Origin of the sequence: Sphingomonas phyllosphaerae 5.2 (genome assembly GCF_000419605.1) — a bacterium.
In the GTDB taxonomy this organism is placed as follows: Bacteria; Pseudomonadota; Alphaproteobacteria; order Sphingomonadales; family Sphingomonadaceae; genus Sphingomonas; species Sphingomonas phyllosphaerae_B.
On record NZ_ATTI01000001.1, the window covers coordinates 377182 to 391171 of the forward strand.

Here is a 13990-nt window from a genome sequence, read left to right on the forward strand (position 1 = left end):
CGGGCGATGAGCGCGATCGCATCGGTAGAGGATTTCCGGACGGCGGCGCGCCGGCGTCTGCCGCGTTTCCTGTTCGATTATGCCGACGGGGGGGCCTTTGCGGAGGAGACGCTCCACCGCAACGTCGCCGATCTGCGCGGGCTGGCGCTGCGCCAGCGGGTGCTGCAGGACGTCGCGACGCTGGACCTCGGCACGACCTTGTTCGGACGGCGTCTGCCGCTGCCGGTGGTGCTCGGCCCGGTCGGGATCGCGGGCATGTACCGACGGCGCGGGGAGGTTCAGGCGGCGCGCGGCGCCCATCGCCACGGGCTGCCGTTCACGCTGTCGACGGTCGGCATCTGCGCGATGGACGAACTGCGTCGCGGCGCGCCCACGGGGCCGCTGTGGTTCCAGCTCTACGTGATCCGCGACCGCGGCTTCATGCGCGAACTGATCGCGCGCGCGAAGCAGGCCGGTGCCGAGGCACTGGTCTTCACGGTTGACATGCCGATCCCGGGCATCCGTTACCGCGACGCGCATTCGGGCATGTCGGGGCCGGGCGCTGCGGTGCGGCGGATCGCGCAGGCGATCGGCAAGCCCGGCTGGGCGGTGGATGTCGGCTTGCGGGGGCGTCCGCACCAGCTCGGCAATCTGGAACCGGTGCTGGGTCGCGACAGCGGCCTGAACGATTACATGGGCTGGCTGGGCGCCAATTTCGATCCGGGTATCCGCTGGAGCGATCTGGACTGGCTGCGCGCCGAATGGGACGGCCCGCTCATCATCAAGGGCATCCTCGATCCGGACGATGCGCGCGCCGCGGCGGATTACGGCGCGGAGGGAATCGTCGTCTCCAATCACGGCGGTCGCCAGCTGGACGGCGTGCTGTCGACGGCGGCCGCGCTGCCGCCGATCGTCGCGGCCGTGGGCGATCGCCTGACCGTGCTGGCGGACGGCGGCGTCCGCAACGGGCTGGACGTCGTGCGCCTGCTGGCGTTGGGGGCAAAGGGCGTGCTGCTCGGCCGGGCGTGGCTCTATGCGCTGGCAGCCGGCGGAGAGGCGGGCGTCGCCCGCATGCTCGACATGCTCGCCAATGAGATGAAGGTCGCGATGACGCTCACCGGCGTCAACGCCATTGCCGCGATCGACGGTGCGATCCTTGCGAACGCGCCGGCCAATTTTTCTAACGTGAAGGGATCGTCATGAAACTCTGTCGTTTTGGAGAAGTCGGGCAGGAGCGCCCCGGCATGATCGATGCCGCTGGCCGCGTCCGCGATCTGTCGGCGCACGTCACCGATTTCGGTCCTGTGGAGATCGCGCCGGACGCGCTGCGCACGCTCTCCGCGATCGCGATCGACGACCTGCCGCTGGCTCCCGAGGGCGTCCGCTATGGCCCGCCCGTGACCGGCACGCGCAAGTTCATCGCCATCGGCCTGAACTATGCCGACCACGCCGCCGAATCGAACCTGCCCATCCCGGAAGAGCCGGTGGTGTTCAACAAATGGGTCAATTGCATCCAGGGGCCGAACGATCCGGTCACGATCCCGCGCGGATCGGTGAAGACCGACTGGGAGGTCGAACTGGGCGTGGTGATCGGCACCGGCGGGCACGATATAGCCCGCGAACGGGCGCTGGACCATGTCGCGGGCTATTGCGTCGTCCATGACGTCTCGGAACGCGAGTGGCAGATCGAGCGCGGCCCTACCTGGGACAAGGGCAAGGGCTTCCCGACGTTTGGACCCGTAGGCCCGTGGCTGGTCACCGCCGACGAGGTCGGCGATCCGCAGGCGCTGACGATGTGGCTCGACGTCAACGGCAAGCGCGTGCAGGACGGCAGCACCGCGACGATGATCTTCACGGTGGCCGACATCGTCGCCTATTGCTCGCGGTTCATGGCGCTGGAGCCTGGCGACATCATCACCACCGGCACGCCGCCGGGCGTGGGCCTCGGGCAGAAGCCGACCCCCTGGTACCTGAAGGCCGGGGACGTGGTCAGCCTCGGCATTGCCGGCCTGGGCGAACAGCGGCAGGACTTCGTCGCCGCAGTCAGCGCAGGGTGAGCGGGCGATGACGGACGTACGACCCGCCCTGCCGACCCGTCCGCTCGGGGGAAGCGGACTACGGGTGACCGAACTGGCGTTCGGCGCCGCGTCGCTGGGCAATCTGAACCGGCGCGTCGACGATGCGACCGCGCACGCCGCAGTGCATGCCGCAGTGGCAGCCGGCATCAATCTCGTCGATACCGCGCCGTTCTACGGTCGCGGGCTGAGCGAGCGCCGGGTCGGGGACGCGCTGCGCGAAGGCGACCGCAGCGTGATCCTGTCGACCAAGGCGGGTCGGTTGCTGATTCCGGACGCGTCCGTCACCGAGCAGGAGGAGTGCGACGGCTTCCTGTCGCCGATGCCGTTCCGCATCGCGTATGATTACAGCCGCGACGGCATCCTGCGATCGTTCGAGGCGAGCCTCCACCGGCTTGGGCTGGATCGCATCGACATCCTGCTGGTCCACGATATCGGCCGCTACGTGCAGGGCGACGCGCATGACGGTTACTGGGACCAGCTGACGCGCGGCGGCGGGTTCGACGCGCTGGTCTCCTTGCGGGATCAAGGCGCGATCCGCGCATTCGGCCTGGGCGTGAACGAGGTGCAGGTGTGCATCGACGCGATCAAGGTCGCGCCGCTCGACGTGCTGCTGCTCGCCAATCGTTACACGCTGCTGGAACAGACCCCGCTCGACAGCCTGTTCCCGCTATGCGTCGCCAATGGCGTCTCGGTTATCGCCGGCGCGCCCTACAACAGCGGTATCCTCGCGACCGGCACGCGCGGCGCCGGCGTTCCGTTCTACGACTACGGGCCCGCGCCCGCCGCCGTGATCGAACGTGTCAGGCGCATCGAGGCGATCGCCGACGCCTGGCAGGTGCCCCTCGCTGCGGCCGCGCTCCAGTTCCCGCTCGCGCATCCCTCCGTCGCCGCGGTACTGCCCGGCATTGCCGATGCACGCCGGATGGCGCAGACCGTCGACCTGTATCATGCCGCTATCGCGGTAGAATTCTGGGAAGCGCTCGCGGACGAGGGACTGGTGCGTGCCGACGCGCCGGTGCCGACCGGGCGCTAGAGTATCCGTGATGGTCAAGCGCGCGATGGGGTCCATAGGCGGTCTGCCTTGAGCAGGGCGTTTGCAGTGACGACGAGCTTTCGCATGACGGCGGTGATAGCGATCCTGGCGGGTTTTCCGGCTGCGATGAGCTGCTGCTATGATATGAGGAGGGGGCGACTGCCAGTTCCCGGCAGATCGGCCCGATCCCAAGCTCCTCTCGATGGGCGTTGATGAACGCCATCGTCATCGCCCGTGGCGGTCGAGCTCCGCCATCGCGAAATATGCCGACGCCTTCCTGAGGATCTCGTTGGCCCGACGAAGCTCCCTCACTTCCCGTTCGAGCAACTTGAGCCGGGCGCGGTCATCGTCGGCCATCGCTGCTGGTCCTGCACGCCGGCCAGCCTCGTCACCGCACCAACGCCGCAGCGTCTCGGCCGTGCAGCCGATCTTGCTCGCGATCGACACCAGCGCATCCCATTCCGAACGGTGATCCGCACGGTGTTCGCTCACCATACGGACCGCACGCTCGCGGACCTCAGGCGAACCTGTTCGTCGTCTCGCTCACTTCCGATGCTCCTACTTATAAAGTGGAAGCCTCCGGAAAACCCGGGACGCTTCACTCAGGCGGCGGAGCCTGTCCACAGCGACCACGGAGTTCGCCATGGTCGCGACGCCTACGAACTCCCGCTGATCGGCAGGTAGCCCGACCCGACTTCCCGGATGCCGCGGCTAAACACCTGCCCCAAGACGATCATTCTTCCGCATGTCACGGGATAATCTTTCACCTGTAACAACTTACAAACGTCACGGGGCGTAACTTCAGCCACGCATACCCTATTCGGTCGCCGACATCCTTTGCACATTGACGCTATGTAATATCATCTCATATTGATTGCGGCGGGGAGTATCCGTCATGATCGTCAAGAAAACTCATTGTGCTGCGGCCGCGCTTCTTGTCGGCACCGCCATCATCCCGGGCACCTGCGCCATTGCGGGCGGATCGTCGACTGTCACCCGCGAGGAAACGCGGGACGTTGTCCCCAGTGACGTCATCGTCACGGGGCGTGCGCCCGACGCCGACGGACAATTGGCATTGCCGATAACGGTACTGGGTGGCGACGAACTTGCCCACCGACGTCAAGGCGGCCTGGGCGAGACACTGGCCGGGTTGCCCGGCATCCATCTCGACAATTTCGGCGGTGGCGCTTCGCGACCGGTGATCCGGGGCCAGACGTTGCCACGCATCGACATCCTCAGCGACGGCGCGAACGTGTTCGATGCCGCATCGGTATCGCCGGATCATGCGATCGGCACCGATCCGCTGCTTCTCGACGCAATAGAGATCCAGCGTGGCCCGGCAGCGGTGCGTTACGGCGGCAACGCCTCGAACGGAGCCATCAACCTTATCGACGGGAAGATACCCCGGACGGTTCCCGCCAGTGGCCTGGCAGGCGCAACCGAGATCCGCTTCGGCACCGGTGACGAGGAAAAGGCACTGGTCGGTCGGCTTACTGCCGGAACCGGAGCGTTCGCCATCCATGTCGAGGGTTCGCGGCGCGCCAGCGAGGATTACGACGTTCCCGCCCGTTACGGAAGTGACAGGCTGCGCGACTCCTTTGCCGAAAGCGCGAGCTACAGCGCGGGAGCCTCCTGGATCACCGCCAAAGGCTATCTCGGCGCTGCGTTCACTCGTCAGACGAGCAATTACGGCCTGCCCGGCCATAGTCACAGCAATGGCGCATGCCACACCCATGCCATCAAATTGCATTGCTCGATCCACGGCTTCATCACCGATCCGTTCGAGGCGATGGACGACGCGCTGCCCGCCACCATCGATCTCCGCAGCGATCGCATCGATGTTCGCGCCGACTACGACCGGCTCGTGCCATTCCTGGATCATGTGCGACTGCGATTGTCGCACACCGATTATGCGCACCGGGAGCTGGATGGGCCGATCATCTTTTCCCGTTATGCGAACAACGTCGAAGATGGTCGCGTCGAAGCCACACATGCACCTGTGCTCGGCTTCTCCGGTACGTTCGGAGTGCAATATAGCAACGGATTGTTCAGCGGCCTCAACAACAGCAATACGCACAAAAGCGAGCAAGTAAGTCGATTCAGAACCGAAAATATCGGTGTCTTTCTGGCAGAGCGGCGCTCCCTCGGCAGGCTGAGCCTAGAACTCGCCGGCCGGCATGACTGGCGAACAATGGAAGTGGTGAAGGAGCCATTCTCGACCGAATATATGGAGCCGGAGGACGCGCTGGATCCGGATCTGGTAGAGAAGGACAGGCAGCGCTATAATCAGGTCTTCGCCAGAAATTACCCACTTTCCAGGGTCAAGCCCTTCACCGCATCGCTCGGCGCAATCGTGAACCTCCAAGGGGGGTATGCGACAAGGCTTTCACTTGCCCGGTCACAACGCGCGCCCGGCGTTCGCGAGCTTTATGCGGACAACAACAACCTCGCGACGAACAGCTACGAAGTGGGGCTGGCACGGACGAGCAACTACGGACAATTTCTTCCATTGCCAACGCCGAACATCGTCGAGACCACGAAATCCGTCGACCTCGGCCTCGCAAAGACTGGTGGGATTGTCGAATTCGACGTCGGGCTCTTCTACAAAGCTGTCGACAATTACATCTTCGCCCGGCTGGTCGACACCGAACCGAGGCACCTCTTCCTGGTCTACACCCCAGCCGACGTCCGCCTGATGGGGCTTGACGGGCAGCTCAGCTACCGGGTCGATGCGCGATCACGGATAAGCCTGTTCGGCGATTACGTGCACGCCGACCTGACAGGTGAGAAGGACAATCTTCCCCGCATCCCGCCGGGTCGCATCGGCGTGCGCTACGCCCTGGCAGGCGGACGGACGTCGGCGGACGTCGAATACAGCCACACGTTCACGCAGGATCGCGTCGCTTCCTATGAGACGCGGACGTCAGGTTACGACAATCTGAGCGCCACCTTTGCGCAGCGGTTCGACGTTGCGGCGACGAAGGCCATCGAACTGTATGTACGCGGCACCAACCTGACCAATCAGCTTGCGTTCGCCCACACCTCCTTCGTCAAGAACCAGTCGCCGCTGCGTGGACGGAGCATCGCCTTCGGGGTGCGTCACCGATTCTAGGTGCGATGGTGCCATCGATACCGGGTGCGACCGGCTGCGCCAGCGTTCCGTCGATCTTGGTCGTGTCGCTCAACGGTTGCAGGTAGCGTCGCGCGCCGACCTCCGCCGCCGCGCCGGGCGGTCGGGCAATATCGGAACGAGGTCGATGGCGATCGCGCGCTGGTCGTGAGGTGTGGAGCACCGATGGAAATGCGAGAGCTGGAGCGTCGCGCGTTTGAACTTCAACAATGGGGATCGGGGTGGTTTTGCCGGTGGTGCGGTTGCGGCCTCGCCTCCCGCTGTCGCTGTCGCTGCGGAGTCCAGCTATCGGCTCAACGTCGCGAGCATAGCGTGCGCGGTCGCGGCGCTTCCGTAATCGACCTTTCCAATGCGGCTTCCATCCATGTCGACGAACGGATCGCACCGCCAAATCATAGGGTCGAACACGTGGTTTGCTGTCGATCGGGTAAAGGAATGATGGGGTGATCATCGTTGCTGTTCGCAACAGAGGGGGTGCTTCGCCCCCTCAATCCGGCGACGCACCCTGCGCGGAAAACGCATCGCTGCAGAAAGCTCATTGGGAAATTAAAGTAACGGCGTGTAAAATCAACTACTTGCGGTGCATGTAATTGAGAACGAAAAATCATCTGTTGCGATATCAACTACATATAGACTTGGCTTGAGCTCGAAAGACGGCGCGATGTATTTTTATTAATCACGTCATTTAGGATTTGGGTAACGCGATCCGCGCCAAGAACCTCGCACCAGGCATCTGTAATTTACCGATGTCTGGCCAGTGAGACGGGTGCGACCATCATTATGACGGATCATTTGGCCATGGTGATGGCCTCACTTGCCGCCGCGTCTGCTTCGCAAGCGCCTGCCCACGTCACGGCAACGTCTACAGTGATCTGCGCCAAGCCATACGACGACATGTGCGTCGCGCTGGCCGGGGCGCTGGAACGTATCGGCCGACAGGTTGAAATCCTGTCACCAGTCGGCGGGCGCCGTTCAGGCCAGCCAGGCACGACGTTCTCCTTCGTGGAGGAGGGCCGCTCTACCGAACACATCGCCGGCCACCTTGCCTGGGTCGGGGCGGACGGCGTCATAGGCAGGGGCGAAACCCTGCGCTGCAACGTCATCGATGCCCCGCTCAACGACACCATGCTCGTCGGCTACGCCGATGCGCTCGTGCAGCACGGGAAGCTTCCGGACTGATCCCATCCGGACCTCAACGACCAATCAGACCGTCAACCAAGGATAACCGACGACATGTGCATCATTTGCCAGGCACGCGGCGAAGACGCCGTCCGTGAACATGCCGAAGGCGGCAGCCGCGCGGGTTCATCCGCGAACGAGGTGACGACGGGTGGCCTGCCATCCTGGTCGCTGGACCAGCAGGCCCGGTATCTTACGAACGGTTACTGGGAGGATAGGGGTGCTCGCGGTTTCAGGTTCGATGTTCAGGCGGGTGGTAGCCTGACGGTCGACATCAGCGGCCTGCGCGCCGACAATCAGCGCGTGGCTCGCGACGCCTTGGCGTCATGGACTGCAGTCACCGGTATCAGCTTTGTCGAAACCACCGGTGGTCCGTCGCATATGGGGTTCACCGAAATCTACAGTGGCGCTTACGCCAGCGCGAAATCAGTCGGCTGGAACGGCATCAACGGCCACACTCATGTCAACGTCCCCGCCGATTGGTCGAACGGCAGCTGGTACAAGATGCAGACCTTTGTGCACGAAATCGGTCATGCGATGGGTCTCGGTCACGCCGGAAAATACAACGGCGGGGCCAACTTCAGCGTGGATGCCCGCTATCAGGAAGATAGCTGGAAGCATTCGATCATGTCGTACTTCAGCCAGTCGCAGAATCCCCACGCACAAGCGAGCTATGCCTTTCCGATCACGCCGATGATGGCCGATATCGTGGCGATACAGAACATCTACGGCAAACCGACCAACGTACGAACCGGCAACGACACGTACGGTGATCTTCGAACCGTCTTCGATGTCGGGACCGACATGTTTCGTGGCACGGCGTCGACGATCTTCGATGCCGGCGGCGTCGACACCTTCAACTTCAGCCTGCGCGGCGCGAACCAGTACGTCGACCTCAACGACGGCGCTTTCTCCAACATCGACTGGGCCGTCGGCAATCTGGCGATCGCCCGCGGGACCATCATCGAAAATGCGATTACCGGCAGCGGTAACGACCGTATCAAGGGCAACGACGTCGCCAACCGTCTTGAAGGCAGCGCCGGCAACGACACAATGTTCGGAATGGGCGGCGACGACACGCTGGTCGGCGGAGCGGGCGCCGATACGCTCGATGGCGGCATCGGCGACGATACGCTGCTCGGTGGAGCCGAGGCCGACACGCTGGACGGCGGGGACGGTAAGGACACGCTGGACGGGGGCGCCGGCGACGATACGCTGCTCGGCGGGGCAGATGCCGACACGCTGGACGGGGGCACCGGCAACGACAAGCTGGACGGCGGGGCTGGCGACGATACGCTGCTCGGTGGAGCCGAGGCCGACGCGCTCGACGGCGGGGACGGTAAGGACACGCTGGACGGGGGCGCCGGCAATGACACGTTGGCTGGCGGGGTCGGCGACGATACCCTGCGCGGCGGGGCCGATGCCGACATGCTGGACGGGGGCACCGGCAACGATCGCGCGGTGTTCGCGGGCAAGAGCACCGGTTACGAGATCGTCTATGATGCCATTTCGGCGTCAGGTGGCGCGCTGCAGGTGCGCGACAAGGCGACCGGCGCGGTCGACACATTGACCTCGATCGAGCAGCTGGGCTTCGACGACACGACGCTGGACCTGGCCGCGGTGCTGGCCAATCTGAAGGCGCGACTGGGTGCGATCCCGGCTGGCAGCACGGACAGCCACACGGTCTCTCTGTCGCCGACGTCGGCGGACGTCTATGTGCCGCCGAAGGTGGTCGTCGCACCCAAATACGAAATCGACGGCGCCTTCACCGCCACCGCCACCGCGCGGTTCGACGATCTCGCCGCCGGCGCGTTCCAGCGTATCTTCGACTTCGGCAACGGAGCGGAAGCCGATAATATCTGGATGGGTCAGGTCGGCACCTCCCGTGACATGGCTTTCGCCATTCGCAACGGATCGGTCGAGCACCGGATCGTCGCCAGCGACGTGATCGTCGAGGGCGAGCAGGCGATCTGGACAGCCAACGTCGATGCCGATGGCATGATGGCGATCTTCAAGAACGGCGTGCTGGTGGGAGGGGGGCAGGGCGTCGTTCCTGCCGATATCGCCAGGCTGGAAGAGCATGTCGGGAGTTCGTCCTGGATACAGGACAAGCCGCTGGTTGGTGAAGTTTCCGACATCTACGTGCACAATGGCGCAGCGCTTGATGATATCCACGGCGCGTTCGTCGCCACCGCGACGGTGCGGTTCGACGATCTGGACGGCGGAGCTTATCAACGTGTCTTCGATACCGGCAACGGCGAAGACTCCGACAACGTATGGCTGGGTCAGATCGATTCCAGCGCGGATATGGGCTTCGAGATCGTCGCCGGCGACGCCAGCCATCGCATCGTCGCCAAGGACGCGATCGTGCAGGGGGAGCACGCCATATGGACCGCCAGCGTCTCCTCCGAGGGGATGATGCGCATCTTCAAGGACGGAAAGATGGTTGCCGAAGGGCAGGGTGTCGTCCCCCGCGACGTCGCCCGTGGGAAGGAGTATATCGGCCATTCGAACTGGTCGCTTGACACTCCGTTGATCGGCACGATCAGCGATGTCTCGATCACGACGCCCGAACTCGACGTCCCGGAGATCGACGGAGCATTCCGCGTGTTCGCCGATGCTCGCTTCGACGACCTGAAGGCAGGCTCGTTCCAGCGCATCTTCGATACCGGGCAGGGGCCGGACGCGGAAAACATCTGGTTGGGCCAGGTCGGCGACGGGGACGATCTGGCGTTCGAGATTATCGATCACGGGGTCAAGCACCGCATCGTCGCGGAAGACGCGATCGTTGAGGGCGAGACTGCCGATTGGGAGGCTGGCGTCGATGCGGATGGCTGGATGCAGATCTTCAAGGACGGCACGTTGCTGGCGGAAGGCCAGGGAGTCGTCCCCAACGATGTCGATCGCCCGTTCGATCACGTCGGGGCATCGAACTATGCCGCAGACATGCCGCTATATGGTGTCGTCAACGAGCTGTTCTTCTTTGCTTGATTGACGATGCCCGCGGGCGGGCCCGTCAAGTCAGATGTGCCCGCTGGTAAATGGGTGAGGGTGGAATAGGGCGGGGCGATGCCCCGCCCGCGCAACGCTGCCGCGCCGTTCCGCTACTCCTACTCGTTACCTGAAGTACTTACGGTGATGTTATTTGTGTACGTGTGTTTATCTTCGAGCCTGCCGGACGTTTAGGACCTGCTGTTCGGGCGCGGTATCTACATCTGTCATGAGATACTCAGGCTATAGTGGCACAGACCCGACCGCGTCGCGAGACCGGGCGAACGCCGTTTCCGGGCTTTGATGCTGGTGCGGGTCAATGGCAAGCGCCGCAACAGCGTCGTGAAGGCATTGATTAGACAGGCGGGACGGCTACCCGAAGGCATGATGCCGTCGCTGACGTGGAGTCGAAATGACGAACAGGCCACGCACAAGCGCTTCGTCATCGACCGAGGCCGATGCCGTTTATGCGATCGGCGCAGTCCCTGGCAGCGCGCCAACAGTGAAGATGCGAACGGCTTACTCCGCTAATATCTTCCGAAGGGACGCTGTCAGCCTATAGGCTTACGAGGCGTTCAGGCAGCGGCCGGCGTGTCGCAGATGTGAATCGAAAACCGCCTGCCTCCACATCTGACGTTCGCGACGGCTACCCCGTCAGCCGAGCGAGCCTGAGCCGGTGTCGCGAAACCTGGGACCTTCGCGACAATCTCGAGCGGTGTGGACCCCGCGACCCGCGCACGGCTCGACAGGGTAACAACCGGACGGCTTGCCATTCCTGCTTTCCCGGCCCCTTTTTGGCAACTCGAAAGATTAGAATCGGGCATAGGTCGTGAGAACGTCTACCGTTTGATCGGAGCAGCCTTTATCCGGTCAGGGTAGGCGGATGTCCTGAAATCTCGCGTGCAGAGTATGTGGCCACCGAAGGATGCGCGCGGTGTGAAGCTGTTGATCACGCCATACTCATGGACTTCGTACTGCCTCGAAGCGGTAATTTCCCTCCCCAGATGACGAGTGCCTCGATCAGGGGTTGCAAACCTGCCCCTACTTCGGTGAGCGAGTATTCGACTTTGGGAGGAACCTGAGCGTAGACCTTTCTGTGAACGATACCATCGGCTTCCATTTCTCTTAGCTGCGCAGTCAGCATTTGCTGAGTGACGCCGGGAATCGCGCGGTGGAGTTCGCCGAATCGCATGACATCGCGCATCAGATGATAAACGATGTGCAGCTTCCACTTGCCGCCAAGCGCCCCCACCGCGCGCAAGACAGGGCATGCATCTCCGAGCGGAACGCACTTGCTTTCCCCGCTCGAACTTTCGGGCTCGCCTAAACTCACATTTTCCATCGTATCTATGCCTTTTATGCGTACTTAAGATAATCGACGCGTAATCTATATCCTGCCTCAGGTTGAAGAGGAGAGGGTCGGATGAACAATATTCTGGTTATCGGGGCTACTGGTCCGCAAGGTCGGGCCGTTGCCCAGAAGCTGATCGATAAGGGTGTCAAGGTTCGGGTCATGGTACGCGAACCCGCCAGGGCAGATGATCTGGCCGCCCTGGGTGCGCAGGTCGTGCAAGGCGACCTGGACGATCCGATCAGCGTCGCTGCCGCGATGGAAGGTCAGGACGGCGTCTTTCTTACGGTCGCCTTCTTCAACGGGTCCCACGCCCAAGGCAGAAACGTCATCGAGGCGGCGGCAAAGGAAGGCGTCCGCCGTATCGTGTGGAACGTTGCGGGCCGCATCCAGGAGCAGGATATCGGCAATCCCGCCATGGACAAGTGGCGCCCGATCCTCGCAGACATGAAGGCCAGTGATGTTCCCTTCACTATTCTCCAGCCGACCGTATACATGGAGAATTTCCTCAATCCGGCCATCGTACAGGAGGTGAGAGACCATGACGTCCTTGCCTATCCGATGCCGAACGACGCTCATACGCAGTGGATCAGCCATCAGGATGCGGCAGACTATACCGCAGCGGCCTTTCAACATCCCGGCGGTGACAGCATGGTGATCGACGTCAGCGGTCCGGAAGATCTCACGGGTGGCCAGATCGCCGAAAGATTCAGCCACGCGCTCGGCCGGTCGATCACGTTCCGCCCCATGCCTCCCGAGGAGTTTGCCGAGACGTTTCCGGACGGTATGGATCCCGAGCCGATCGTGAGGCACTACACGAATGTCTTTGCGAACCCGGGTATGATGACATCGAACGTCGATCACCAGGCGGCGCTGGAAATCCTTCCTATCGAACCTCTGTCGTTCGAGGGTTGGGTGCGGATGTACCGGGATGCCTTCACCCGGTCATAATCGGACGATGGTGGGGTCATGCGCGATGCCACCATCCATCCCCTGTCGGGCAGGTCGGCGGATACACACCGCATGCGGCCGGTAACCTGACGCGCCTGTGAGAGATGGGCGAAGGCTGACCGGCAAGTACCTTGCCGGGCCTCAAGCTGGTCGATGAGCGAACCGGGAGAACGATCATCGCCGAGGCATAGCCGGCGATCGGAGATATCGAGGTTCAGCTCTTCGACCTGTTTCTCGCCCACTCCTCCGCCGATCAGCCCCAGCGCCTTGCCGACTTCGCGCGCTGCCCCGCGCGCGGTCGCGGGTAACCACCGCCGTCAGCGCGGAGTGAGCGCGGCCGTCAACTTTATAGATCGACTGAGTGTCTTCGCGGCGCTCATGCTCGAAGTCGACGTCGATGTCGGGTGGTCCGTACCGCTCCTCCGACACGAAGCAATCGAACAGCAGCTCGTGTTTGATCGGGTCGATCGAGGTTACACCGAGCACGGAAAGAGACACAGGAGTTGGCGGATGAGCCGCGGCCCTGACAAAGGGGCAAGCGCCGACGCGCCTCGCGCACGATCGCGTAGACAGTCAGGAAATAGCGCACATAGCCGAGCTCGTCGATCAGCCGCGTCTTATGCGCAATCTGGTTGGCATATCCGTCTACTTCCGCTCGTCGCCGCTATGGCCTAACCCCCCGCGCAATGCCCCTGTCGGGTCGATTTGGGCATGTCCAGCCCTGGCCGGGAAAGCCGTGCTCGGTCACAGCGCCCCGGAGCATCATGACGTTGGTGCTCAAAAATCACCGCCCGATGGCAACGTTCCTCGGCATGGCCAGCGTGCCTTTGTCGTCGCGCTGCCCCAAGGCTGGCCCAGGCCACGCCCCCCGCCTCGAGCTCGGCGACGATCCTGCCGCTGATCTCCTCATAAAGCCTTGTCCAATTCGAGCCGGGGCGAGCGCGATCGTAGCGGCAACTCGCCACACGTTCGGGCGCGACGCGACGACCGACGAATTACATGATGGTTCAAGGTTCTCTGCTCGCGCGCTCATCATCGAAGGCGCGCGGGCAACGCCATCTGAGGCGCGCGTACCCACGAAATCGCCGCCGCCTCCCCGAAGGGAGTTCGTGTCCCGTTGATTCCGATGCGAAAAATGGTGCTGCCGGTGAGGATTGAACTCACGACCTCAGCCTTACCAAGGATGCGCTCTACCACTGAGCTACGGCAGCACTTCTCGCGTCAATCGCGGGAGCGGGCCTAAGAGCGGACGGGGCTGCGATTGTCAAGGCCGTTCGGCGTCGGTAGCGCATATTCCC

General features: G+C 63.2%; 8 protein-coding genes, 1 tRNA gene, 2 pseudogenes and 1 other annotated feature. Of the genes and pseudogenes, 7 read left to right on the top strand and 4 right to left on the bottom strand.

Going from position 1 to position 13990, the window contains the following annotated elements; all coding sequences use genetic code 11:
* Window positions 1-6: 6 nt before the first annotated feature.
* The 3 genes from lldD to SPHPHY_RS0101895 are packed head-to-tail and all read left to right on the top strand — an operon-like array spanning window position 7 to window position 3090.
* Entirely contained in the window at window positions 7-1182 is a 1176-nt protein-coding gene (lldD, locus tag SPHPHY_RS18875; protein ID WP_022685021.1) for an FMN-dependent L-lactate dehydrogenase LldD, read from the top strand.
* A complete protein-coding gene (locus tag SPHPHY_RS0101890; protein ID WP_022685022.1) occupies window positions 1179-2036 on the top strand; it encodes a fumarylacetoacetate hydrolase family protein in 858 nt (285 codons plus the stop codon). Before lldD ends, SPHPHY_RS0101890 begins: the two co-directional genes overlap by 4 nt.
* Window positions 2037-2043: 7 nt before the next feature.
* On the top strand, window positions 2044-3090 hold the full coding sequence (locus SPHPHY_RS0101895; protein WP_022685023.1) for an aldo/keto reductase: 1047 nt from the start codon (window positions 2044-2046) through the stop codon (window positions 3088-3090).
* A 139-nt stretch (window positions 3091-3229) separates the two neighbouring features.
* Here SPHPHY_RS0101895 and SPHPHY_RS18880 read toward each other — a convergent pair.
* Window positions 3230-3585, bottom strand: a pseudogene (locus SPHPHY_RS18880) (IS3 family transposase); the annotation flags it as partial.
* Window positions 3242-3358: a sequence feature (AL1L pseudoknot), on the bottom strand. It overlaps the preceding pseudogene by 117 nt.
* 400 nt (window positions 3586-3985) lie before the next feature.
* Between SPHPHY_RS18880 and SPHPHY_RS0101910 the strand changes: the two are divergent.
* The 3 genes from SPHPHY_RS0101910 to SPHPHY_RS20800 all read left to right on the top strand — a co-directional run bounded on the left by SPHPHY_RS0101910 (window position 3986) and on the right by SPHPHY_RS20800 (window position 10390).
* On the top strand, window positions 3986-6202 hold the full coding sequence (locus SPHPHY_RS0101910; protein ID WP_022685024.1) for a TonB-dependent receptor domain-containing protein: 2217 nt from the start codon (window positions 3986-3988) through the stop codon (window positions 6200-6202).
* An 810-nt stretch (window positions 6203-7012) separates the two neighbouring features.
* Window positions 7013-7399, top strand: coding sequence for a hypothetical protein (locus tag SPHPHY_RS0101920; RefSeq protein WP_156024967.1), 387 nt, complete (start codon window positions 7013-7015; stop codon window positions 7397-7399).
* Between the two features lie 54 nt (window positions 7400-7453).
* Complete coding sequence (locus SPHPHY_RS20800) at window positions 7454-10390, top strand: M10 family metallopeptidase (RefSeq protein ID WP_051148251.1); 2937 nt, start codon at window positions 7454-7456, stop codon at window positions 10388-10390.
* 949 nt (window positions 10391-11339) lie between these two features.
* Here SPHPHY_RS20800 and SPHPHY_RS0101930 read toward each other — a convergent pair.
* Window positions 11340-11732 carry a winged helix-turn-helix transcriptional regulator gene (locus SPHPHY_RS0101930; RefSeq protein WP_022685027.1) on the bottom strand — a complete coding sequence of 131 codons (393 nt, stop codon included), beginning with the start codon at window positions 11730-11732 and terminating at the stop codon, window positions 11340-11342.
* An 81-nt stretch (window positions 11733-11813) separates the two neighbouring features.
* Between SPHPHY_RS0101930 and SPHPHY_RS18895 the strand changes: the two genes are divergently transcribed.
* Window positions 11814-12692 carry an SDR family oxidoreductase gene (locus tag SPHPHY_RS18895; protein ID WP_022685028.1) on the top strand — a complete coding sequence of 293 codons (879 nt, stop codon included), beginning with the start codon at window positions 11814-11816 and terminating at the stop codon, window positions 12690-12692.
* A gap of 182 nt (window positions 12693-12874) precedes the next feature.
* Here the strand turns inward: SPHPHY_RS18895 and dnaE2 are convergent.
* Together dnaE2 and SPHPHY_RS0101940 are read right to left on the bottom strand one after the other, a co-directional pair.
* A pseudogene (gene dnaE2, locus SPHPHY_RS22420) lies at window positions 12875-13332 on the bottom strand (error-prone DNA polymerase); the annotation flags it as partial.
* Window positions 13333-13828: 496 nt separating this feature from the next.
* Window positions 13829-13903 (bottom strand) — tRNA-Thr (locus SPHPHY_RS0101940).
* Window positions 13904-13990 lie beyond the last annotated feature (87 nt).